22 protein-coding genes and 2 pseudogenes are annotated in these 22,928 nt (G+C 71.8%); 14 read left to right on the forward strand and 10 right to left on the reverse strand.

What is annotated here, in order from left to right; all coding sequences use genetic code 11:
* The first annotated feature begins 43 nt into the window (after positions 1-43).
* From TPA0908_RS19915 to mgtA, 6 genes are all read left to right on the forward strand, one after another.
* Positions 44-346, forward strand: a complete 303-nt coding sequence (locus tag TPA0908_RS19915; protein WP_281940083.1) for a site-specific integrase — start codon at positions 44-46, stop codon at positions 344-346.
* 32 nt (positions 347-378) lie between these two features.
* On the forward strand, positions 379-1,530 hold the full coding sequence (locus TPA0908_RS19920) for an MGDG synthase family glycosyltransferase (protein WP_374709252.1): 1,152 nt from the start codon (positions 379-381) through the stop codon (positions 1,528-1,530).
* Positions 1,531-1,570: 40 nt separating this feature from the next.
* The gene (locus tag TPA0908_RS19925) at positions 1,571-2,425 is read left to right on the forward strand and encodes a DMT family transporter (RefSeq protein WP_281940087.1); all 855 of its coding nucleotides are present in this window, start codon (positions 1,571-1,573) and stop codon (positions 2,423-2,425) included.
* A 220-nt stretch (positions 2,426-2,645) separates the two neighbouring features.
* Positions 2,646-2,852, forward strand: a complete 207-nt coding sequence (locus tag TPA0908_RS19930; protein ID WP_281940089.1) for a hypothetical protein — start codon at positions 2,646-2,648, stop codon at positions 2,850-2,852.
* A gap of 242 nt (positions 2,853-3,094) precedes the next feature.
* The gene (locus tag TPA0908_RS19935) at positions 3,095-3,709 is read left to right on the forward strand and encodes a DedA family protein (RefSeq protein WP_281940091.1); all 615 of its coding nucleotides are present in this window, start codon (positions 3,095-3,097) and stop codon (positions 3,707-3,709) included.
* An 82-nt stretch (positions 3,710-3,791) separates the two neighbouring features.
* Complete coding sequence (gene mgtA, locus TPA0908_RS19940) at positions 3,792-6,350, forward strand: magnesium-translocating P-type ATPase (RefSeq protein ID WP_281940093.1); 2,559 nt, start codon at positions 3,792-3,794, stop codon at positions 6,348-6,350.
* Positions 6,351-6,710: 360 nt separating this feature from the next.
* Here the strand turns inward: mgtA and TPA0908_RS19945 are convergent, their stop codons facing one another.
* Both TPA0908_RS19945 and TPA0908_RS19950 read right to left on the reverse strand, forming a co-directional pair.
* A complete protein-coding gene (locus TPA0908_RS19945; protein WP_281940095.1) occupies positions 6,711-7,022 on the reverse strand; it encodes a hypothetical protein in 312 nt (103 codons plus the stop codon).
* 4 nt (positions 7,023-7,026) lie between these two features.
* Positions 7,027-7,308: pseudogene (locus TPA0908_RS19950) on the reverse strand (ferrous iron transporter B); the annotation flags it as partial.
* Between the two features lie 227 nt (positions 7,309-7,535).
* On the opposite strand from TPA0908_RS19950, the gene TPA0908_RS19955 reads away from it, so the two are divergent.
* The 5 genes from TPA0908_RS19955 (at position 7,536) to TPA0908_RS19975 (ending at position 11,737) form a co-directional block, all read left to right on the forward strand.
* The gene (locus TPA0908_RS19955; protein WP_281942623.1) at positions 7,536-8,213 is read left to right on the forward strand and encodes a response regulator transcription factor; all 678 of its coding nucleotides are present in this window, start codon (positions 7,536-7,538) and stop codon (positions 8,211-8,213) included.
* A 2-nt stretch (positions 8,214-8,215) separates the two neighbouring features.
* On the forward strand, positions 8,216-9,598 hold the full coding sequence (locus TPA0908_RS19960) for a sensor histidine kinase (RefSeq protein ID WP_281940099.1): 1,383 nt from the start codon (positions 8,216-8,218) through the stop codon (positions 9,596-9,598).
* Between the two features lie 101 nt (positions 9,599-9,699).
* Entirely contained in the window at positions 9,700-10,239 is a 540-nt protein-coding gene (locus TPA0908_RS19965) for a phosphatase PAP2 family protein (protein WP_281940100.1), read from the forward strand.
* A 34-nt stretch (positions 10,240-10,273) separates the two neighbouring features.
* The gene (locus tag TPA0908_RS19970; RefSeq protein WP_281940102.1) at positions 10,274-10,957 is read left to right on the forward strand and encodes a DedA family protein; all 684 of its coding nucleotides are present in this window, start codon (positions 10,274-10,276) and stop codon (positions 10,955-10,957) included.
* Between the two features lie 33 nt (positions 10,958-10,990).
* Positions 10,991-11,737 carry an ABC transporter permease gene (locus TPA0908_RS19975; RefSeq protein ID WP_281940104.1) on the forward strand — a complete coding sequence of 249 codons (747 nt, stop codon included), beginning with the start codon at positions 10,991-10,993 and terminating at the stop codon, positions 11,735-11,737.
* Here TPA0908_RS19975 and TPA0908_RS19980 read toward each other — a convergent pair.
* On the reverse strand, positions 11,730-11,981 hold the full coding sequence (locus TPA0908_RS19980; RefSeq protein WP_281940107.1) for a DUF2750 domain-containing protein: 252 nt from the start codon (positions 11,979-11,981) through the stop codon (positions 11,730-11,732). The two genes, TPA0908_RS19975 and TPA0908_RS19980, sit on opposite strands and share 8 nt — an antisense overlap.
* A 381-nt stretch (positions 11,982-12,362) precedes the next feature.
* Between TPA0908_RS19980 and TPA0908_RS19985 the strand changes: the two genes are divergently transcribed.
* Positions 12,363-12,746, forward strand: coding sequence for a DUF6928 family protein (locus TPA0908_RS19985; protein ID WP_281940108.1), 384 nt, complete (start codon positions 12,363-12,365; stop codon positions 12,744-12,746).
* A 576-nt stretch (positions 12,747-13,322) separates the two neighbouring features.
* Here TPA0908_RS19985 and TPA0908_RS19990 read toward each other — a convergent pair.
* From TPA0908_RS19990 to TPA0908_RS20010, 5 genes are all read right to left on the reverse strand, one after another.
* Entirely contained in the window at positions 13,323-16,127 is a 2,805-nt protein-coding gene (locus tag TPA0908_RS19990; RefSeq protein ID WP_281940110.1) for an AfsR/SARP family transcriptional regulator, read from the reverse strand.
* A 227-nt stretch (positions 16,128-16,354) separates the two neighbouring features.
* On the reverse strand, positions 16,355-17,308 hold the full coding sequence (locus TPA0908_RS19995; RefSeq protein WP_281940111.1) for a hypothetical protein: 954 nt from the start codon (positions 17,306-17,308) through the stop codon (positions 16,355-16,357).
* Positions 17,309-17,340: 32 nt separating this feature from the next.
* Positions 17,341-18,171 (reverse strand): peptidoglycan-binding domain-containing protein, encoded by an 831-nt coding sequence (locus tag TPA0908_RS20000; RefSeq protein WP_281940112.1) that lies wholly within the window; start codon positions 18,169-18,171, stop codon positions 17,341-17,343.
* On the reverse strand, positions 18,168-18,368 hold the full coding sequence (locus tag TPA0908_RS20005; protein ID WP_281940113.1) for a hypothetical protein: 201 nt from the start codon (positions 18,366-18,368) through the stop codon (positions 18,168-18,170). The genes TPA0908_RS20000 and TPA0908_RS20005 overlap by 4 nt, the downstream gene beginning before the upstream one ends.
* A 162-nt stretch (positions 18,369-18,530) precedes the next feature.
* Positions 18,531-18,887: a hypothetical protein gene (locus tag TPA0908_RS20010; RefSeq protein WP_281940114.1), complete on the reverse strand. Its 357-nt coding sequence runs from the start codon at positions 18,885-18,887 to the stop codon at positions 18,531-18,533.
* Positions 18,888-18,952: 65 nt separating this feature from the next.
* Between TPA0908_RS20010 and TPA0908_RS20015 the strand changes: the two are divergent.
* Positions 18,953-19,459 (forward strand): annotated as a pseudogene (locus TPA0908_RS20015) (glycoside hydrolase family 15 protein); the annotation flags it as partial.
* A gap of 230 nt (positions 19,460-19,689) precedes the next feature.
* On the opposite strand, the gene TPA0908_RS20020 reads toward TPA0908_RS20015, so the two are convergent.
* Positions 19,690-20,223 (reverse strand): cupin domain-containing protein, encoded by a 534-nt coding sequence (locus tag TPA0908_RS20020; protein WP_281940118.1) that lies wholly within the window; start codon positions 20,221-20,223, stop codon positions 19,690-19,692.
* Positions 20,224-20,519: 296 nt separating this feature from the next.
* Between TPA0908_RS20020 and TPA0908_RS20025 the strand changes: the two genes are divergently transcribed.
* On the forward strand, positions 20,520-21,467 hold the full coding sequence (locus tag TPA0908_RS20025) for an SDR family NAD(P)-dependent oxidoreductase (protein WP_281940120.1): 948 nt from the start codon (positions 20,520-20,522) through the stop codon (positions 21,465-21,467).
* Positions 21,468-21,951: 484 nt separating this feature from the next.
* Here TPA0908_RS20025 and TPA0908_RS20030 read toward each other — a convergent pair whose 3' ends face one another.
* The gene (locus tag TPA0908_RS20030) at positions 21,952-22,878 is read right to left on the reverse strand and encodes an alpha/beta fold hydrolase (protein WP_281940121.1); all 927 of its coding nucleotides are present in this window, start codon (positions 22,876-22,878) and stop codon (positions 21,952-21,954) included.
* Positions 22,879-22,928 lie beyond the last annotated feature (50 nt).

The following is a 22,928-nucleotide window of genomic DNA, read 5'->3' on the forward strand; positions in this document are numbered from 1 at the left end:
CTACCCGGAGACCACCCGCTACAACTACCTGCTGGTCGCTGACGTGGATCTGAACACGGAGTCGGTGCGTTTCCGCGGTAAGGGTGCGAAGGATCGGCGGGCGCGGTTCGGGCCGAAGACGGCTCGGGCGCTGTCGCGGTATCTGCGGGCCCGGGACAAGCACAAGGGCGTTGCCCTGCCGTACTTGCGGCTGGCCGGACGAGGCGCCGCGGCGTTGAGTCCGAACGGCATCAAGGTTCTGTTGAAACGGTTGGGAGCGGTGGCCGGGGTGGCGGACGTACACCAGGGCGGAGTGTCCACGCCGGTGGTGTGTGACGACGGTGACAGCGGGTACCCGCGCCCATGAGCAACGGGAGGGGGGAGCGCCCTCAGGCTCGGATCCCGCCCGGGGCGCGGCCGGCGGCGGCCGGCACGTGCGGCGAGGCGCCGCGGCCGGATCGTCGACGCGATGGCGAAAGGATCGTCGTGGTTTCGGCCGACATCGGCGCGGGCCATGACGCTGCCGCCGCTGAACTGGCCGCCCGGCTCGCCCTCGACGGCGTCGAGGTACACCACCTCAACTTCTTCACGTCCCTGCCCAAGCCCCTGCACCGGGTGATCCGCGAGGGCTATCGGGCGCTGTTGCGCTGGTGCCCGCTCAGCTACGACGCCCTGTTCACCGTCACCGACCGTTCGCCACCGCTGGTGGCGACGATCAGGGCCGCGTTACGGCCGGCCCGCCGGCGGATGCTGATGCAGATGCCTCCGGATATCGGCCTGGTCGTGTCGACGTTCCCGTTCGCCAACCAGGTCCTCGGGCCGCTGCGCCACAGCGGGCGCCTGGGCGCGCCGGTCGTCACCTATGTCACCGACTTCGTCATCCACCCGACCTGGCTGGCGACCGGCGTGGACACCTACTGCGTGATCCACGAGGCCACCCGGCAGCAGGCCGCGGTTCGTGGCGCACCGAACGTCCAACTCGTCGACCCGCTGGTACCCGCCCGCTATCAGCCACCGACGGATGCCACCAGACACGCCGCCCGCGCCCAGTTCGCGCTGCCCGAACAGGGAAGGCTGGCGCTCATTGTCGCCGGGTCCTGGGGGGCTGGCGACGTGGCCCGCACCGCCAGGGAAGTGCTGGCCGCCGGTTGTGTCACGCCGGTGGTGGTGTGCGGACGCAACGGCAGCCTGCGGCGGCGGCTGGCCGGCCTTCCCGGCCACGTCATGGGATGGGTCGACGACATGCCCACCCTCATGCAGGCAGTGGACCTGGTCGTGGAGAACGCCGGTGGCCTGACCTGCCAGCAGGCCCTGGCCGCTGGACTGCCCACCATCACCTACCGCCCGATTCCCGGCCACGGCCGAGCCAACGCACAGGTGCTCGCCGGCGCCGGCCTGACCACCTATGTCCGAGACCCCGCGGACCTGTGCCAGGAGCTGACCCGCGCCGCAGTTCCCACGGCGCCGGCGTTCACCAGCGCCGCCGACGTGGCCGCGATCGTGTCCGCGACCCTGCGGGCCGGGGTCGGACCGGACGGGAACCCGCAGTGACGTCCCGGCGCTCACCCGCGGACCACTCCCATGCCCGACCATGATCTTTTACGCGTTGGCTGGGGCGTTCAGCTTCGCGTTGTCCGCCGCGTTGCACCAGCGCGCCGCGACCCGACAGCCCCGCTTCGCCGCGCTCGACCCGCGGCTGCTGCTGCGGCTGTTCCGCGACCGCCTGTGGCTCTCCGGCTGGATTCCCGACACGGCTGGAGTCGTCTTCCAGGTGCTCGCGTTGCGTGCCGGCGCGCTCGCGGTGGTGCAACCCGTCATGGCCAGCGGGCTGTTCATGGCAGTGCTGATCGAGGCCGTCATCGTTGGCCGGCGCATCGCGCGCCGGGACCTGATCGCGGTCGCGGTGGGCGTGGCGGGACTGACCGCGTTCCTGCTCCTCGCCGACGTCCGCGCAGGCGTGCCCCGCCCTCCGCCGAAGGCCTGGACGGTCGCCATGAGCTGCGCGACAGCGGTCATCGCGGCCTGCGTCCTGGCCGCGCGTCGTCGCCAAGGCGCCGCGCGGGGCGCGCTGCTGGGCGTGGCGAGCGGCGTCGCGTACAGCTTCGCGGCGGCGCTGGTCAAGGATCTCACCGGCGGGCCACCGGGTTCCCTGCTGACCGCCGTGGTCAGCTGGCGATCCGTGGCGTTGGTGGTGGCCGTCGCCCTCGGGCTGATGCTGAATCAGGCCGCGTTCCAGCACGGCCGCCTCGCCGCGCCCCTGACCGCTCTCACGCTCACCGACCCGGTGGTGAGCGTTCTCGTCGCCGTCACCGTGTTTCGGGAAACACTCTCCGCCGAGCCCATGCGCGTCGTCGGTCTCGTCCTGGCGGCCGTTACGGTCGGTGGCGGGGTGTGGCTCGCCGCTTCCGCCTGCTCAACTGGACCACATGAACACCGTCGACGGTGACCGTCGTCCGGAGGGCGCGGCGGGGGAGTACCAGCCCTTGCGCATGCGCGGGGCCTTGAGACCCGCCGGTTCCCGGTGTCCGGCGATCGGAATGCCGCTTGTCCGCGACGGGAACGCTGACATCCAGGCCAGCGTCGGGCTGTCCGGGTCGGGGAGAGCCACGTCGACGTACCGCGGCGGCGGCCCGGCTGAGTAGTGCCCCAACTCCGGAGAGGTGGCGATGAGCGCACCCGAGCAGCGCGATACCTCCTTCGCCCGGCGGCTGCCGGTGCGCATGTACCTGCTTCTGGTCCTCGCCTACCTCGCGGTCGGCCAGGGGTTGGGCCACGTGCTCACCCGCGGGCGGCACCTGAGCCACCCGACCCCGCCGGACGTCGACGCGATGCGGCGGATGATCACGGTGCCCGTGACCGCCACGCTGCTGTGATCACCGCCCTGCGATGGTGGCGGCCCGTGTGGCACGACGACCGGCCGGTGCGGTCGTGGGTGATCGTCGTGCCGGTCGTGATGGGTCGTGAGCATCATCCTGGCCACCGACTACGGCGGCCTGGCGGACATGGGCGGAGTGTTCGCCCTGCTCCTGCTGCTGTCCAGCATGCCTACGGATCGCCCGCACCTCGGATGGCCTTCTCCGTCACCGGTCAACCCGATGGGGGTGACAATCAGCCGGTGGACAGAGTCGTGGCGACGCTAGTCGGGTTGCCGCCGCTGCTCGTCCTGACCCTGGTGATCGTCCTGCCGGCCCTGGAGTCGTCGACCCTGCTCGGGCTGGTCGTGCCCGGAGAGACGGCGATCCTGATCGGCGGGCTGGTGGCCCACGGTGGCGCGCTGCCGCTGTGGGCGGTGGTCGCCGGCGGCGCCGCCGGGGCGTGCCTCGGCGACCAGGTCGGCTATGCCCTGGGCCGGCGGTACGGCCCAGGCGTGCTCGCCCACGCCCCGCGGGTGCTGCGCCGACGCGTCAACCTCGCGCGGGCCCGCCACCTGGTCGCCCGCCGCGGGGCGTGGGCGGTGGTCACCGGACGCTGGGTGGCGGTGCTGCGGACGGTGGTTCCCCTGATCGCCGGCGCGGGTGGGATGCGCTGGTCGTTGTTCCTGCGGGCAAACCTGCTCGGCGGGCTCGCGTGGGCCACAGCCGTGGCGACGCTGGGCTACCTGGGCGCCGCCTCCTACCGCTACCTGGAGCGGGAACTGGGCATCGGCGAGTGGGCTCTGCTGGTCCTGATCGGCGTCGTCGTGGCGCTGCGGGTGTGGCGGCGTGCCCGCCGGAGGTCGGCCGACCGGTGAACGGCGCGGCCAATCGCCCGCGCGCCGTGGGACGGGCTCGGTAGCGTCACCCGCGGGGAGGCCGAGGACCGCGGAGTGCGCAGTGGGGCGAGCAGACGACGGGCGTGCGGCGTTCTGGGCGGGGCCGCTGCCGGAGGCCATGGCCGCCGTCGGGGCGTCCACGGCCGGGCTCACCGGCGAACGCGCCGCCGCCCTGCTGCGCGAACACGGACCCAACCGGGTCGACGCGGGCGCCAGGCGGGGCTGGCGGCTCCTGCTGTCGCAGTTCACCAGCCCGATCATCCTGATCCTGATCGCCGCGACCGCGCTGTCGATGGCCGTCGGGGACCTGATCGACGGCGCGATCATCCTGGCCATCGTCGCCGCCAGCGGCGGCCTCGGCTTCTGGCAGGAACACGCCGCCGGGCGGGCCGTCGACGCGTTGCAGGCCCGGGTGCGGGTGGACACCGAGGTGGTCCGCGACGGGCGTGAGGTGTCCGTACCGGTCGAGGATGTCGTCGTCGGTGACCTCGTGGTGCTGCGCGCGGGGGACGTCGTCCCCGCGGACTGCCGGATCGTTCAGGCCGGTCGACTTCAGGTCGACCAGGCGGTGCTCACCGGAGAGTCGTTCCCGGCGGCGAAGTCGAGCGACCCGTCGCCGCCGGACGCGGCGCTGACCGCACGCGGCAACGCGCTCTGGATGGGCACGCACGTTGCCAGCGGCACCGCACGGGCGGTGGTGATGCGCACCGGCCGCGACAGCACCTTCGGAGCGGTGTCCCGCCGGGTCGCCTCCCGCCCCGCCAGCACCGGCTTCCAGCGCGGGCTGACCCGCTTCGGGCTGCTGCTCGTACGGATCATGGTGGTCCTGCTGGCCGGCATCTTCGTCGCCAACCTGCTGATGCACCGACCAGTCATCGACTCCCTGCTGTTCTCGCTGGCCCTGGCCGTCGGGTTGACCCCGCAGATGCTGCCGGCGATCGTCGCGGTCAGCCTCTCCGCCGGCGCCCGCGCGATGGCCGCGCACCGGGTCATCATCAAACGCCTCGACGTCATCGAGGACTTCGGCGCCATGACCGTGCTCCTGACCGACAAGACCGGCACCCTCACCGCCGGAACCGTCACCCTGACCGGCTGCCTCTCGGTCGACGGCGAACCCGACGCCGACGTGAGCCGTCTCGCCCGGCTCAACGCCGGCCTCCAGCACGGATTCCCCAACCCCATCGACACCGCGATCATGACCGGGCAACCACCGGCAGACCCGGGCGTGCGCATCGCCGAGGCACCCTACGACTTCACCCGCCAACGCCTGTCCCTGCTGGTGCGCGACAGCGACGGGCCGCTCCTGGTCACCAAGGGCGCGCTGCGCGCGGTGCTCGACGTCTGCGCTACCGCGCGGACCGCCGCCGGCACGGTACCGCTGCACGAGGTACGCGACCGGGTCCTGCACCGGTTCACCACGCTCAGCGACCAGGGCAGCCGGGTGCTCGGCCTCGCCGTGCGGCCCATGCCCGGCGCCACCGCCGTCACCGTCGCCGACGAACGGGAGATGACGCTCGTCGGGCTGCTCGCCTTCCAGGACCCACCCCGCGCCGACGCCGACGCCGCGATCCGCCGGCTCGCCGACATGGGCATCACAGTCCGTCTGGTCACCGGCGACAACCGGCACGCCGCCCGCCACGTCGCCGCCAGCGTCGGCCTCGCCGGTGAACCGCTCGTCGGCGCCGACCTTGCTGCCTGCCCCGACGACCAGCTACCGGCGCGGATCGCCGACGTCGCCGTGTTCGCCGAGGTCGACCCGCTGCAGAAGGAACGCATCCTGGCCGCGCTGCGACACCGCGGCGACGTCGTCGGGTTCCTCGGCGACGGCATCAACGACGCCCCCGCGCTGCACGCCGCCGACGTCGGCATCTCCGTCGACACCGCCGTCGACGTCGCCAAACAGGCCGCGGCGATCGTGCTGCTCGACAAGAACCTCGACGTGATCGCCGACGGTGTCCGCCTCGGCCGCCGCACGTTCACCAACACCCTGAAATATATCCGGGTCAACACCAGCGCGTCCTTCGGCAACGTCGTCAGCATGAGCGTCGCCACGCTCCTGCTGCCCTTCCTGCCGCTGCTTCCCCGTCAGGTCCTGCTGCTCAACTTCCTCTCCGACATCCCCTACACCACCCTGTCCACCGACCACGCCGACCCCGAGCAACTCCAGCACCCCCGAACCGTCGACGTCCGCACCATCGGCAGGTTCATGCTGGTGTACGGGTCGATCAGCATCGCCGTGGACCTCCTTGTGCTCGTCTCCCTGCACTGGTGGTGGCACGTGCCCACCGACGTCTTCCGCGCCGCCTGGTTCGTCCAGTTCACCGCCACCGAGATCATCGTGCTGTTGGTGCTGCGCTCCAACCGCAGTTTCCTGCGCAGCCGCCCCTCCGTGGCGCTGGCCGGCACCGGGCTGTTGCTCATCGCGGTCACCGTCGCGCTGCCGTTCAGCCCACTCGCCGTGCCCCTCGGACTCGCCCCGCTCCCACCGGTGGTGCTGGCGACCCTCGCCGCGCTCACACTTGTCAACGTCGCCGCCAACGAGACCGCCAAACACCTCGTCCCGCCCGACCCGACCGGCCCGCCACAGGTGCCCCGCCGTCATCGGATGAGTGGTCCGTGAGGCGAACTGCTCAGGCCGCACCACGGGGCGCGGCCGAACGTTCTTCGGCAACCCATCGCGCTGCGCTAACCGCACGCAACACGCCATTCGTGGTTTTCGTCAGGTGTGTTCGGTAACGCCACCTTCACGGCAGTGCGCAGCCGGTCCCGTTGACGCAGGAGCCGACGCGCAGCGACGGCTGCCGTGGTGACGGTGGCAGCCGCTCATGCCTGTCGAGAGGTGGCCAGGCCCGGATGAACGGTTGCTGATGATGCGGTGGAACGCTGCCACGGAACAGGCCGGTCGCCTCGACTCGTCGCGGAACGCACCGTACGGGCTGGCCTTCTGCCGGCGAGGCCGTCGAGCAGCTCCTGGGCGGCGTCACGTGGTGGCCCGTCGTCCGGCTGGCCGGCGGGGTCCGCTGGGGCCCACCCGGCCGGTCTTCGAGGGCGGCGTGCAGAGCCGTACGGACGCGGGCGCCGTCTCGCGGGACCACCGTGGACCGGGATGCAGCGTGGTGACGATCGCGGCGGGCTCGACGCGGACCTCAGCGAGGGTGCCGTCGTCGCGCAGGGCGGCGAGCGGGGCGGGCAGGGTGGCGGCGACACCGGTGAACGGCAGCACCCCGGCCGGGGCGATCCAGCGCAGCTGCTCGGGGTGACCCGCGACGGGCTGGGGGTGAATGGGAATCATGACCTCAGCCCGCCAGGAGCGCGGTGATGGTCCTGGCGACGTACGCCATGATCCAGGCCAGCGCGGTCAGGTAGCCGACCGCGATCAGGGGCCACCTCCAGCCGCCGGCCTCCCGGCGGATGATGCCGACCGTGGCCATGCACTGCAACGCGAAGGCGACATGGACCAGCAGCGCCGCGACGGTCGGGGCGGTGAACAGTGGCTGCCCGGCGTGCGGCCCGTCGGTGTAGGTCATCGCCTTGAGCGCCTTGGACGGTTCCTCGGGATTTTCCGCGGCGGCGACCTCAAGGCTCGCCTCACCTGCCAGGACGTGTGACGAACTTCGGCGGGCGGTACCCGTCCGACCACGACCACGTACCGTTCGGTTGTACTGGCCGCGGCCGTGGTCGGCCTCGCTTCGGTCGGATCCGTGGCGGTGCCCGGCTCACCCGTCCCGCGTCCCCGCGGATGGTCGGGGCGTTCCGCGGTGATGCCAGGGTGCGGGTGTCGACGTTCCGGAAGGGGGTGGGCGGGGTGCGGGTGCTGGTCGTCGAGGACGAGACCGCCCTGGCGCAGGTGCTGCGTGCCGGCCTGACGGATGAGGGTTTCGCCGTGGATGTGCAGCACACCGGGACCGACGGGCTGTGGGCGGCCACCGAGAATCCGTACGACGTGGTCGTGCTGGACATCATGCTGCCCGGTCTGAACGGTTACGAGGTGTGCCGGCGGCTGCGGTCGCGGGGTGTGTGGACGCCGGTGTTGATGTTGACCGCGAAGGACGGGGAGTACGACCAGGCGGACGCCTTCGACCTCGGGGCCGATGACTATCTGGTCAAGCCGTTCTCGTTCGTGGTGCTGGTGGCCCGGCTGCGGGCCCTGGTGCGCCGGGGCGCGCCCGCCCGGCCGGTCGTGCTGACCGCCGGGGACCTGACCGTGGACCCGGCCCGGCGGCAGGTCAGCCGGGCCGGCCAGGCCGTCCGGGTCACCGCGCGGGAGTTCGCGCTGCTGGAGTTCCTGATGCGTCACCGCGGTGACGTGGTGTCCAAACGGCAGATCATCGACAACGTCTGGGACGCCCACTTCGAGGGCGATCCCAACATCGTCGAGGTGTACGTCGGCTACCTCCGCCGCAAGATCGACCAGCCGTTCGGGCGCCGGGCGATCCAGACCGAGCGGGGCATGGGCTACCGCCTGGCAGCCGACGGCGGCTGAGCATGGCCATCGGGTGGATCCGCCGGCACCTGGGGGTACGGCTACGCTCGGCGCTGGCCGCCGCCACTGTCGTGGGGGCAGCCTTCGCCATCGGCGCGGCGGCGTTCGTCCTCATCGCCCGAGCGGATCTCGCCGGCAACGTGGACGCCGCCGCTCGGCAGCGGGCGGCCGAGGTGGTCGCGGCGGTGGCCGCCGGCGATCAGGACGCGCTCGCCCAGACGCTGAAGCCCAGCCCGGGAGAACAGACGTTGGTGCAGGTCGTCGACCCGTCAGGGCGGGTCGAGGCAGCCTCGGCCGCGCTCGGCGACGCCGCGCCGCTGTCCCCGCTGCGGCCCCGGCCCGGTGAGGCGCTGCGTGAGCAGCGGCTGCTGCCGTTCGCCGACGAGGACCCCTTCCGGATCGCGGCAGTTGGGGTGGCCACCGGCGCCGGCACCCGCACGGTCCTGGTCGCGCAGTCGCTACGACCGGTCAACGAGAGCACCGAGGCGGTCGCGGCGATCCTGGCCGCCGGGCTGGCACCCATGCTGCTGGTGGTCGGCGCGGCGGTGTTCTGGTTCGTCGGGCGGTCCCTGCGCCCGGTCGAGGCGATCCGCCGGCGGGTCGCCGGCATCACCGCCCGTGACCTGCACGCCCGCGTGCCGGTGCCGCCCGCCCGAGACGAGGTCGCGGCGCTCGCCGAGACCATGAACCGGATGCTCGAGCGGCTGGAGACCGCCGCGGCGAGCCAGCGGCGGTTCGTCGCCGACGCCAGCCACGAACTGCGCAGCCCCCTGGCCACCCTGCGCGCCGGCCTCGACCGCTTGGCGCTGGCACCCGTGGAGGGGCACGGCGAGCTGGTCGAGTTGCTGCGCCGCGAGACCAGCCGGCTCGGTGATCTCGTCGCGGACCTGCTGCTGCTCGCGCGCATCGACGAGCGCGGCGCCACCGGGCGCCGTGACGACGTCGACCTCGATGATCTCGCCTACACCGAGCGGGAGCGCCTCGCCGGGCAGCACCCGGACCTCACCGTCCGGGCTGACCTCACCCCGGTGCGGGTGACCGGAGACGCCCACGACCTGGGCCGGGCGTTGCGGAATCTGGCCGACAACGCCGCCCGCCACGCCCGCACCCAGGTCACCCTGCGCGTGTCGGCGCGCGACGGGTGGGGGTGCGTCGAGGTCACCGACGACGGACCCGGTGTCCCCCCTGCCGACCGCGAGCGCATCTTCGACCGGTTCGTCCGTCTCGACGACAGCCGCACCCGCCCGCAAGGCGGCACCGGCTTGGGCCTCGCCATCACCCGCCAGGTCGTCGCGGTGCACGGCGGGCACGTGCAGGTGCTGCCCGGTCCGGGCATGACCGTCCGAATCCGGCTGCCCCACCACGTCGACTCCGAAGATCACTGAACCCCGACCTCGGCGATTTCAGGCTCCTCTCAGGTGACCGGCGGCACCCTTGGCGTGCCGGGCGCCTGCATGAACCGGAACCCATCAGTCACGGGGGAGCGATGAACTACCACCTGTTCCAGATTGTGAACGACACAGCCGGCCGCAGCGACCTCGTCGACGATCTCTTCGAGTGGTCGGCGGTGTGGCTGATCTACGTCCTCGCCGCCGCGGCGACCATACCTGTCCTGGCTCACCTGCGGCAGGGGCGCGCCGCCCTGGCGCGCGTCGTTGTCTCCCTCGGGCTGGCCTTCGCCGTCGGGCAGGCCGTCGCCGCGCTCAGCACCGAGGTACGGCCATTCCAGACCCACCCCGTGCACCAACTGATCCCGCACGCCGCCGGAGCGTCGCTGCCCAGCGACCACGCCATCGCGGCCTTCGCGGTGGCCTTCGCCGTCGGGGCGTTTCTGTCCCGCCGATGGGGGGTAGCGCTGAGCGTGCTCGCCACCATCATCGGCTTCGCCCGCGTCTGGACTGGCGTGCACTACCCCGGGGACATCCTCGCCGGCGGGCTCATCGCCGCCGGGGCAGTCGCCACCACCGGCGTCGTCGGCCGCGCCTACGACCGCCGTGCCAGCCGCCGCCTCGACGCCACCGCCTGAGGACCACCCCGCCCCTCGTACCGGAGGTCATGCCATGTCGCCTCAAGCGCTCGTCGCCGCGGGCCCCCGCTTCATCGACCCGGAATGGCTGATCTCCACCTTCGGGCTGATCGGGATCCTCGCGATCATCTTCGCCGAGTCCGGGGTGCTCATCGGGTTGTTCCTGCCCGGCGACTCGCTGTTGTTCACCGCCGGACTCCTCGTCGCCGACGGCCGCTACCTGCACCAGCCGCTCTGGCTGGTCTGCCTGCTCGTCGCCGTCGCCGCGATCGCCGGTGACCAGGTCGGCTACCTGTTCGGCAAGCGGGTCGGCCCGAGCCTGTTCCGTCGCCCCAACTCCCGGCTGTTCAAGCAGGAGAACGTGCACCGGGCCAACGCCTTCTTCGCCCGCTACGGCGCCCGCTCGATCGTGCTGGCCCGCTTCGTACCGGTCGTGCGCACCTTCACCCCTGTCGTCGCCGGCGTCAGCCGGATGCACTACCGCACCTTCGTCACCTACAACGTCCTCGGCGGCCTGCTGTGGGGAACCGGCGTCACCGTGCTCGGCTACTTCCTCGGGCAGATCGCCTTCGTCAAGGCGAACATCGAGTTCATTCTGATCGCCATCGTGCTGGTCTCCGTCCTACCGATCGGCATCCAGTTCCTGCACTCCCGCCGCCGCTCGGCAACCCCGGCCCCCGAGGCGACCATGACCGGAAACGCCTCCCGCACCGACTGAACGCCGCATCGGCGCCGAGGCGACACTGGCCGGGTGAACTCGACGATGCTGGTGCTCGGGCCGAGACTCGCCGTCGCACTGGTGCTGCTGACCGCAGCCGCAGCCGCCATCGCCGCCGTCGGACGGCTCGGGCACGGCAGACAGATCGCCGTCGCCGCCGTCCGCGCCGCGCTGCAACTGACCGCCGTGTCCCTGGTGATCACCGCGATCGTCGGCTCGCTGTGGGCCACCGGTGCGTTCGTGCTGCTCATGTGCGCGGTCGCCGCCGGCACCTCCGGCCGGCGGATCACCGGCGGGCCGTACGGCTGGTGGGCGGGAGTCCCGATCGCCACCGCCAGCCTGACCGTCGTCGCCGCGCTGCTGATGGCCGGGCTGGTGCCCCTGCGCGGCATCGCGATCATCCCGATCGCCGGCATCCTGACCGGCGGCGCCATGACCGCCACCAGCCTCGCCGGGCGACGCTTCAACGACGATCTGCACAACCGGCGCGGCGAGGTCGAAGCCGCGCTCGCGCTGGGCCTGCTCCCCCGCGACGCCCGACTGCTCGTCTGCCGGCCCGCCGCCAGCCAGGCACTCATCCCCGCCCTCGACCAGACCCGCACCGTCGGCCTCGTCACCCTCCCCGGCGCCTTCGTCGGCGTCCTCCTCGGCGGCGCCAGCCCGCTGACCGCGGGCATCACCCAACTGTTCGTCCTCGTCGGCCTCCTCGCCGTCGAAGCCGCCGCCACAGTCCTCACCATCGAGGTGATGGCCCGGGGGCGGCTCCGTCCGGTCAGTTGACGCCGTCGAACTGATTGAAGGTCGCCAGCAGGGGCCCGGTCCAGTTGAGGCCTATCCGGTAAGCCTCATTGGCGAGTTCCGGGAGCTCGTCCTTGCGCCACGCCTCCAGGGAGATGGGGACAGGCCGCAGGTCGTTGCCCCAGACGTCGGCCGCTCGCTGAGCACCAGCCTGGGACGACCAGTACGGCATGGCTCGGGTGCCGCTGGAGGTCTTGGGAGCGGGACTTCCCTGGGCGTCACGCACGCGGTTTGGTGACCAGCAACCTCACGGAAGAACGCCGCTGCCTGGCTACCGCTCTGGCTCACGAGCGGTGAGGCTAGCAGCACAGATCCCCAGACTGTCAGCGGTAGAAACCACTGAACCGTTGTCGCCGCAGCATCAGCGCAACGGCTCTGGCCGGAGGTGACGTCGACCGGGGGTGTCGCGGGGCAGCCCGGAGGCGACTTCCCGGCGCATGGATCTGCCGCGCATGGCGCCGCGTGGAGCAGTGATGCTCCCCGCGTACCGCGCCTGCCGGTGTTCGGCTGGGAGCCGTCATCTCGGAACTGGATCAAGGGTCGGGGCCCAGGTGGCCAAATCATGATCATGGCCGGTTGTAGTATGTGGATTCGCTCAGTGTGGGGGATGGTCGACTTCGAGCGGCCGTACTGGGCTGGTGAACATCCGGTCGAACCGGTCCCGGGATGGTCCGACGAGGGTCCTTGTCCGCTGCCGTTCCATCCGCTGGAGTTGGGCGAAGAAGCCCTGCGCGCCTTGTTCGGTTTCGTCATCGAGGGTTTCCCGGAGCCGGACGACACCGAGGCGCACGCCGTTCGCATGTACGAGTTTCGCGTCGTTGACCCGTCCGCTGACGAACAGGCGGCACGCGAGGCGGCCTACCAGCAGGCGCTGCGTGGCATGGGGCCGCCCCGGTTGTTCCGGCTGGGCTCGGACGGGACGATGCGCGAGATCAGCTGGGATGAGTTCTCGGGCCGTCCAGCTCAGGAGGACTCGCACACTCCACAGTGATGTCCGGGCACGCATGAGGTAGGCGGCGTGGATGCCCGCGATGGCGCCCAGGCGGTTCGCTTGGCGCTGCAGCACGACAGCACTGGCATGGACATCTTCGTCATCGCCAACGCCGACACCGTCATGAACCGCCCCAGCAGCGAACTGGCCGCACAGTTCTTCCGGCGTCCCCTACTGTCCTTCGACAGGGCCCGCCGCGTCCTGGGCTACGAACCCCGCCACTCCCGGCGGGCCGTCACCGCGTTCTTCCCGCCAGTCGCCGCCGCAGACCTGCCGAACGCCGATGGGCTCAGTCGACTCCCGGAAGGTCGGGCGATTCGCTCGGACGGCCCGGCGGCCCGTGACGCGCCCCGTGCTTCGAGGCCAACTGACACCATCGATCGGGTGGAACTCCCGCTCGCACGCCGATGCGTGAGAGCGGGAGTTCCATCCGTAGGGGGCGTACGAACCCGCCGGGCCGGCCAGCGGTGGGACCCGGATGGTTACGCGGCTGCCAGGAAGCAACGGTGTCCGCGCAGCGTGACCCAGTGTCGCGGTCACGGCTGGGCCTACTGCTGCCGACTTCCCTTCGCGTCTTCAGCGCTGGCCGGCCGCTCGCCGGGGCGTGGCGGGAACGCGGAGCGCGGTCAGCGCGCGGCGTACCTCGTCGGCGCCGATGGCGTCGCCGGTCTGCTCGGAGATGGCGAGCGCGTGGTGCAGGTCGTCGCGGGCCGTCAGCTGCTGGCCCGTGTCGCGGTGCACCTTCGCCCGCACGGTGAGCACCCGCCATTCCGCCTCACGGTTGCCGGTGTCCCGGGCGGCGGTGAGGGCCCGGTCGAGCCATCCGTACGCCTGCCGGTACCGGCCGCTGCGGGCGTACGCCTGGCCGATGGTCAGGATGGTGATGCCGAGGCCCAGTTCGTCGCCGATCTCCTGGCGCAGCCGCAGACTCTCCTGGAGGTGGACGAGCGCCGCGTCGGACTGGTCGAGTTGCAGCAGCACGTCGGCGAGATTGTTGAGGGTTACGCCTGTCCGCCGCCGGTCGGCGCGGCGGCGGTGGAGGTCGAGGGCTCGCAGGAAGGCCGCCCGGGCCTCGTCGAGGCGGCCGGCGGCGGCGAGTAGGACGCCGAGGTGGTCGAGGGTCACCGCCACCGCCTGCGTGTCGTCGTCCGCCTCCCGCAGGGCGAGCGCGATCCGGAGGTTGTTGACCGCCCGGTCGGTCTCGCCCAGCCGGGACTGGGCCACCGCGAAGTAGGTGAGCGCGGTCGCCTCGTCCGGGCGGCTGCCCAGTCGTCGGGCGCACCGCAGCGCCCCCTGGGCCACCTCGCGCAGTTCGCGGTAGTACCCCCGCATGGGGAGGAACGGGTACAGCTCCGCGCACAGTCGGACCGCGAACAGGTCGCCCTCGGCGGTGCCGTCGCGGGCCGCCGCGCGCGCGGCGGCGACCAGGTTCTCCCGCTCCCGGTCCAGCCAGCGCAGGGCCTCCCGCTGGTCGGTGAAGGTCACGATGGGCCGCGCCTCGACGAACCCGTCGGCCGGTCGGTCGGGAACGCGCCGAAGGTGGTCGCCGGCCCGTCGCGTGGTGCCGAGCCAGTGGCACCGGGCGGCGTGGATTGCCGTCGCGCGGGTCGTCGGGTCGCGCCGGCCGCGCTCCATCGCGTAGAGCCGGACGAGATCGTGCAGGCGGTAGCGGTCCGTTCCGCACGCCTCGACGAGGCCGGCGGCGGCCAGCCGGTCCAGCAGCGCGCGCACCTCACGGGCGTCGGCTCCGGTGAGCACCTGGGCCAGTTCGAGACCGACCGCCGGGGGGCAGACCATGCCCCAACGGTCGAACAGGTCCATCGCCTCGGGCCCGCCGGGCCGTTCGGTGAGGACGTCCGCGGTGACCGCGAGGCTGGCGCGGACGGCCAGGTCGTCGCAGCTCAGCTCGTCCAGCCGGAACTGCTCGTCGGTGAGCCGGGCGACCATGTCGGCGAGGGTCCACTCCGGGCGGCTGGACAGCCGGGCTCCGACGATCCGCAGCGCGAGCGGAAGGTGGTCACACAGGTCGGCCAGCACCCTCGCCTCCTCCGGGGCCGCGATGATCCGTTCGGGCCCCGCATGCCGGGCGAGCAGCACCACCGACTCGTCGGGGGCGAGCGCGCCGACGGCGAGGTGGGCCACATCCAGCGTCGGCAGCGCCGTGCGGCTGGTCACGATGACGGTGGCGGTGCCGAGCACCGACAGCAGCCGGCGCACCTGGCCGGCGTCGAGCACGTTGTCCAGGACCAGGAGCATCCGCCCGTCGCCGACCCGCGCCTGCAACTCGGCCGCCTCCGCGGCCGCGGTGCCGCCCGAGCGTTCGCCGCCGAGCGCGCGGAGCAGGCTGCCGGTGGCTTCCTCGACCTTCATCGGGGTCAGCCCGGGGCTGCTGCCGCAAAAGTCGAGGTAGAGCTGGCCCCGCGGGAAGGACGGGGCGAGCCGGGCGGCGGCGGCGCCGGCCAGCGCCGACTTGCCGACCCCGGCCGGGCCGTGCAGCACGATCGCGCCGGCCCTGCCGAGGGTCGCCTCGATCTGGTTCAGCAGGCACTCCCGGCCGATGAGGACGACCGCAGGGGGGAGACTGGACGGCGCGGTGCGCGGTGACGCGTCGCCGGGGGCGGCATCGGGACGGCCGGGCGCCACCGGCGCGCGCTCGAGCAGACCCCGCTCGATCTCCCGCAGAACCATCCCCGGGCCGCGGCCGGCACCGGCGCGTAGCGCTGCGTCCGCGGCGGCCAGGGCGGTCATGGCCTCGGCCCGCTCGCCCAGCCGGACGAGGGCCTGAGCCAGAGCCTCCCACGCGGACTCACGGGCCGGCCGGTCGGCGAGCAGCGATCGCAGCGCGGCGACCGCAGCGCGGTGCTGGCCGGCCTCGGCGCAGGCGGCGGCGTGTCGCTCCACCGACACCCATCGACTCTCGTCGAGCGCGTCGAGGCTGTGGCCGAGCGCCCCGAAGCGGGGCAGCCCCTCGGCCGCCTCGCCCCGCCAGCGCCGCAGCCCGGCGGCGAGGGCCTGCGCGGACTGCTCGGGGCGTCCGCGACCGACCGCGTCCAGGGCGTCGCGAATGTCGACCTCGAACCCGTCGAGGTCCAGCTCACCCGCCTCGACGGCCAGCGCGTAGCCGGCGTTCACCCAGACCAGCCGGTCCCGGTGGGGACCCAGCAGGCCGCGCAGCCGCGTCACGTACGTCCTGAGGTTGCCCGGCGCCGACGGCGGCGGCTCGTCCCACAGGTCGCCCAGCAGCCGCTTGGTGGAGACCCGCCGCCCACGGTTCAGCAGCAGCGCGGCCAGCAGGAGCTGTGTCCGGCCGGCCGGCAGCGCGACCGCGTTCCCGTCCAGGTGCATGGTCACCGGCCCCAGCAGGCCGAATGCGACTGTCATAACCCGCGACCCCCCATACCCTCGGAGATCCGATTGCCGGCCGTGCGAGCCTAGCTTGATCTTCGGGCTGTTCGGGATGGGAGGGGATTCAAAGTCTTGGTTTCCTGGTGCCTGTCGGGTGGGGGCGCGACGCACCGCCGGGTGCCGCCGGCGATGCTCGTAGGGAGCATCGCCGGCGACACCCGGCGGGTGGCGGTCGACAGGTCCTCTCGGGTGGACCGGTCGCCTCAGTAGTTGACGTAGGCGGTGATGGCGATGTGCTCGGAGTACGCGCCACCGGTCGCCGTCGGGCTGATGTGGGCGGCGTTGCTGAAGCCGCCGCCGCTCTTGGCCAGCATGAAGTCGATCCGCCGGGCGCCGTTGGTGTCGTACGCCGAGGAGCAGTCGCGGCTACCGCACTTCTCGGCGATCGGGTCCCGGTAGCCGAGCGCCTTGGCGTCGTCCCACCAACCCTTCGTCTTTGCCTCGGTGTTCATGTCCCCTGCGACGATCTTGAGGTCCCCACCGAGGCGGCCCATCGCCTCCTCGGCCTCGGACATGTTCTCGTCGGCGCAGTCGGGGCCGTTCCAGGTGTTGGTGGGCCAGTGGATCGAGGCGACCGAGACGTCCTCGTTGCGGACGTTGTCGTGCAGTCGGACGGCGACGTTGTGCACCCGGTCCTGGCTGCTCGAGGTCGGCTCCAGGTTCTTGCACCCGCCGGTCTTGTTCTCGGGGGCGTCGGAGCGCCAGCGGGTGGCATCCTTGAGGGTGAACCGGTCCGAGCGGTAGATCACCGCGTTGGTCTGCTGGTTCTTCAGCTTGCCGCAGGTGCTGGTGTAGCCCATGGAGCCCGGGCTCGCGATGGCGATCTGCCCGGCATAGGTGCCCGGCAGGTCGTCGGAGAGCCGCTGGAGGAGGGTGTTGAGCTGCGTCTGGTTCGAGATCTGCTGGACGGTGAAGATGTCCGGGCTCAGCGGCCGGCCCTTGAGGTAGGTGAGCAGCCGGTCCCAGATGTAGCCGTCGGCGCACGAGGCCGGCAGCCAGTTCTCGATGTTGTTGTTGTAGACCACCAGGTAGTTCGGCGACGTGTTGACGGCGGCCTGGGCGGCGGTGGCGCCGGTGAGGCCGACCGCCGCGGTCATCAGGGCCGTGCCGAGCACGGCGACGGCGCCGCGTGCGAGGCGACTGTTGCGAATGGACATTGTTCCTCCTGGTCATGCTGGTGCGATGGCGGTCAGAGCGACCGCTGGTATTCCTCCCAGGTCCGCTTGGCGACCACCGGGCCGTCGTCGGGGCCCCGGTTGGCCAGGCCGTTGCGGCCGAGGTAGTAGTCGCCGGCCTGGTTCTGCGCGCCGGTCGACTGGTCGGTGTCGGCAAGCGCGACGGCGTGGATGTGGTAGCCCCAGTCCCCCTGGGCGGGGGTGCGCAGCCAGGCGGCGAAGCCCACCGTGCGCAGCCGGCGCAGCACGTCCGTCCGCGTGGCCGAGGAGAGGTCACTGACCGACAGGTCGAGCGCGCCGCCGCCGTCGTGGGTGCCCGCGGACGCGTCGACACCCGAGTTGTACGAGCCCTGGGTGATGCCGAGCTGGCGACCGAGTAGGCGCTCGGCCTCCAGCAGCATGGCCCTGGTCCGCGTGTTGATCTGCACGCCGCGCGGGGTCACGACGCTTCCGGGCGAGAGGGCCCGGACGACGGTGAAGCGCCCGTCGCCGAGCGCCCGAAGCGACGACGTGCCGGGCAGGCCGGTGGCGTCGAGGCCGGTGTAGCCGAGCGAGCGCTGGTACGCCGCGTACGCGGCGACGGTGCTGGTGCCGAAGTGCCCGTCCACGTAGGGGGTCGACAGCAGTCCCTTGGCCTGGAGCGCGCGCTCGACCAGCAGCACGCTGTCCTTGGCGCCCTCGGTGAGGGCGGTGTCCGCGCGTCGGGGGTCGATCTGGGCCGCCTTGATGAGCGCCTCCATGTCGACCTCGGGCAGGGCGGCGGATGCCGGGCCGACGGCCGCCGGTCCGGTGGTCGCCAGGGCGAGGACGGCGGCGCCGGCGAGCAGCTTCCTTCTGGTGATCATGCGTGCTCCGTCGAGGCGGTGGGGGCGGTTGTCCGGTCAGCAGCGCGGCACGCCGGGCTGTGGTTGGTGCGTGTCTGCCCGGACCAGCTCTGTTCGCAGGGAAACGGCACCATGAGCACCGGGGCCGCCAGCGCCGGCATGCTCACGGCCACGGCGAGCAGCCCCATCGCGAGCAGGCGCACCAGACGTCGCTTCATCCGACCCGCCCGGCGGGGCGAGCGTTAGTAGATAGATGTGGGCGCATGCCGCACGACTCTTGGTGGGCGTCTGATCGGAGTCAAGGCGGCTGCCCACGATGAGCGCGGAATGTGCCGGGAATGTGCGGGGGCGGCGACCGCCCCGGCAACGCGATGACCGGATCAGAGTTTGTCGATGCCGGCATGTTCGGGACTCGACAGCAAGCTGCTGCTGCTGTCGATCGGCGCCGGCACGGGCACGATGCTGTGGCGGTTGTTGCCGGACCGGTTCGTCGGGGTGGAGCTGTCACCGGTGGCGCCGTTGGGCACGTGCTCCGCGCTGGGTCCGGTGGACCAGCATCGGGTATTTACTATGCCGGCATGGCGATCGGGCTGCGGGCCCAGGGCGGGCGGCCAGAGCGTCGACCTCGGCGATGGCGGGTGACTACCTGGACCCAGCAGCTTCGCGGCGACGCGAAAGAACGCTGCTTTGTTTCCTGCCTGGCGACCGAAAGCTCCGCTGCTCTGGTCGAGCAACACGCGTAGTTCCAGGCGGCAGGCCCTGAGGGCCGGATGCGAAGCACCGCACCGTCACCCGCTGGGCCTCCGCCCGCGACGGCGTCCGCAAGGCGATCCTGGCGTACGGGTGGAACGACTCGATCGGCGCCTACACCGGCACGCTGGACGGCGCGGAACTCGACGCCTCGGTGCTGCTCATGCCGCTGGTCGGCTTCCTGCCCGCACACGCGCCGCGGATGCGCGCGACGATCATCCTGATTCAGCAGCAGCTCTCCCACAATGGGTTGGTGCGTCGCTGGGACGGCGACCCCGCCGGATTTCTCATCTGCTCCTTCTGGCTGGTCGGCTGCCTCACGCTGGCTGGCGATCGCGACCAGGCCAGGCGGCTGTTCGAGGACCTGGTCGCCCGTGGCGACGACCTCGGCCTGTTCGCTGAACAGGTCGACCCGTTCAGCGGCGAGCAACTGGGCAACTTCCCGCAGGCCTTTTCGCACATCGGCCTGATCAACGCTGCTGCCGGGTTGGGTGAGTCCGCTGAAGGTCCCGGCGGTGTCGGCGCAGCCGCCGAACACCTGCTACCCCACAAGCCCTGAGCCCGGGTCGAGACGGTGAAGGCGGCCTTCGCAGATCCGTGCAGCAGCTCGAGGCCGCATCGACGAGGGACCTCGGCCACGACCGTGCCACGACGCGGCGGCCCGCCAAGTCAGTCGGTGATCGGGGTCGGGTGACCACGGCGAGGGCGTCGCTGGCGACCGCGGTGCCGGGCTTGGACCCGCCCGGCCGCGAATCGGCGGCGATCCCCTGTCCGGTCAGCGTGGGCCGGCTACCGGCACTGCGTCACCAAGGGCTCGTCTTCGTCAACGAAGTAGGTGGACAGCATCTTCGTGGTGACATCGGGAGTGATGTTGCGGGCGTTGTGCACCACCCCGGGCGGGATCAGAAAGGGCTGCCCCGCGTGGATCGTCAGCGTGGGCCGGTCGTCGAACTCCATGGCGACGCTGCCATGGATGAGGAAGCCCACCTCCTCACCGGGATGCCGGTGTCGCCCCGATGCCATGCCCACAGGGATCTCGAACAGCGTCTGCACGATGAGCCTGCCCGGCACGGAGGCCGGATGCCGCTGCAGCTCGGTTCGCCGAATAGTCGGTGGTTCCGCCACGCCGGGACTGTGCGCCATGGTGCCCTCCTGCCGGATCAGCGCGAAGGCCGATGGAAGCGACGTTAGCGCTCCCTCCGAGATCTGACAGGGAGAACGCCCGAAGCGATGAACCGATCTGGCCGACCTCACCGTCGCCCGGAACCGTTCGCTGCCGGCGGACAACTGCTCGACCAGTTCGGTGAGCCGCGGCTTGTCCACCCCGATGCCCGACCAGCGTGCCTGGGCCGGACACCGCGTTCGCCGCGACCGCCTTGGCGGCCGGACAGAGCGCCGCGGACCACCCGGGCCCAGAGGATCGCACGTAACGGGTTCACCACACCGCGTGGATCGGAGCCAGCACGGTCGGGCCACGCTAGTCCCGGTCAGCAATGCCAGTTTCTCGCGCCGCAGACCGGGCATCCGCCCTCGGCCGTGGTCGGTCAGCCCGGTGTCGCCACCGACTGATCAGATCGTGCCGGCGGGCAGGAATTTGCGTTTAACTGACGGGAGCAGCCATGGCAGAGCGAATCGCCACCCCCTTCGGTTTCGCCTCGACCGCGAACGACGTCATCGCCGGGGTCGACCTGACCGGCAAGCGGGCCGTCATCACCGGCGGCGCCGCCGGCATCGGCCTGGAGACCGCCCGTTCACTGGCCGCCGCCGGCGCCGAGGTGGTCCTCGGGGTCCGCCGGGTCGCAGCAGGCGAGCAGGCCGCCGCCGACATCGCGGCCGGCATCGGCGCGGACCGGGTCACCGCCCGCGAGCTGGACCTGGCCGACCAGGATTCGGTACGGCGGTTCGTCACCGGCTGGGACCAGCCGCTGCACATCCTGATCAACAACGCGGGGATCATGGCGCTCCCCGAGTTGGAACGCACCGCCGAGGGCTGGGAGATGCAGTTCGCCACCAACTTCATGGGCCACTTCGCGCTGACCGTCGGCCTGCACGACGCGCTCGCCGCAGCCGGTGACGCACGGGTGGTCTCGGTCAGCTCCAGCGGTCACCTCTTCTCCCCAGTGATCTTCGACGACCTGCACTTCGCCTTCCGGCCGTACGACCCGCTGCTGGCGTACGGGCAGTCCAAGAGCGCCGAGGCGCTGCTCGCCGTCGAGGTGACCCGCCGGTGGTCCGGTGAGGGCATCTACTCCAACGCGTTGAACCCGGGTGCGATCGCCACCGGCCTGCAGAAGCACACCGGTGGGCTGAAGTCCCCGAGGGAGCTGCACAAGACTCCGCAGCAAGGCGCCGCCACCTCGGTGCTGCTCGCCGCATCCCCGCTGCTCGACGGTGTGGGTGGCAGGTATTTCGAGGACTGCACCGAGGCGCCTGTGGTGACCGCGCGCCCCGCCGACTACACCGGTGTAGCGGCTTACGCGGTCGACCCGAGCAATGCCGAGCGGCTCTGGAGCACAGCGTCGGACCTGCTTGTGGCCGGCGCGACGAAGGTGGGCGGGACCCGATGAGCGCTGTCGGTTCTCGCCGGCCCCGGCGATCAGAGCGCGCCGATGGCACGGGCGGTGGGCGACGGATACGAACTGCACGTCCGAGCCCGCCGCCCGGAATCACCGGACGCCCGGTTACGGCCCGCTGAAACCCACCGCGGGGTGCCGCTACAAGGAGGCACTCGGGACCATCCGGCAGCACCGGCGCGGACACGGGGCGCGGCCGGCGTCCCGTACCCGAAGGGCTCGGGAGTACGTGCCGAGGTGGCGGAGGGATCCGGGCGGCTCGGCAACAACGCGTAGCGCAATTCCAAAACGACCCGCAGGATGCCCACCGCTCACGCCGACATCATCGATGCCGACCTGCTGGAGCTCCTCCGCTCCTGACGCGTGGCCGGCCGCCTCCGACGCCGCCCGGACGATGGAGTCGATCTGGTGCGAGGCGCCGCCGAGCTGGGTCGGAGCCACCGGGGGCGGGATCAGAATGGTTGCCCCGTGTGGATCGTCAGCGTGGACCGCTGACTTGGAGCACCGCGTCGGCGAATTGCTGGGGCGCTTCCTGCGGCAGGTTGTGCCCGACGCCACCGGCCACCGTCCGATGCTCGTAGCGGCCGGTGAACCGCTTCGCGTAAACGGACGGGTCGAGGTGCGGGGCACCATTGGCGTCCCCCTCCATGGTGACGGTGGGCACGCCGATGCCGGGGTTCCTGGCGAGCTTCTCCTCCCATTCGTCGTACCGGGGCTCGCCGGATGCGAGGCCGAGCCGCCACCGGTAGTTGTGGATCACCACGTCGACGTGATCGGGGTTGTCCAGGGCGGCGGCGCTCTGCGCGAACGTCTCCTCGTCGAACGCCCACCTGGGGGACGCGGTGCGCCAGATCAGCCGCGCGAAGTCGTGGCGATCGCGCGCGTACCCGTCGCGGCCCCGGTCGGTGGCGAAGTAGAACTGGTACCACCAGGTCAGTTCCGCCGCCGGGGGCAGCGGGGTACGGCCGGATGCCTGGCTTGCGATGAGGTAGCCGCTCACCGACACCAGTCCGGTGCAGCGCTCGGGCCAGAGGGCGGCGATGACGTTGGCCGTACGGGCACCCCAGTCGAAACCGGCCAGTGTCGCCGACTGGACACCGAGGGCGTCCAGGAACGCGATGGTGTCGTGGGCGAGCGCCGCCGGCTGGCCGTTGCGGATCGTGTCGCCGGAGCGGATCCGGGTGGTTCCGTGACCCCGCAGATATGGCACGAGCACCCGCCGGCCGACTGCGGTCAGACGCGGCACGACCTCGGCGAAGCTGTGGATGTCGTACGGCCAGCCGTGCAGGAGGACCACCACCGGGCCGTCCGGGGGCCCGGCGTCGACGTACCCGACGTCCAGCGCTCCCGCGTCGACCTGTCGCAGGTCGGTGGCGAAGCTCGCCAGGTTGGTGGCCTCGTTCATCCCCGCTGCTCCTCGTGCTCGCCCGCGCTGACTGCACGGTAGGGCGGTGC

Source organism: Micromonospora sp. AKA38 (genome assembly GCF_027925725.1).
GTDB lineage: Bacteria > Actinomycetota > Actinomycetes > Mycobacteriales > Micromonosporaceae > Micromonospora.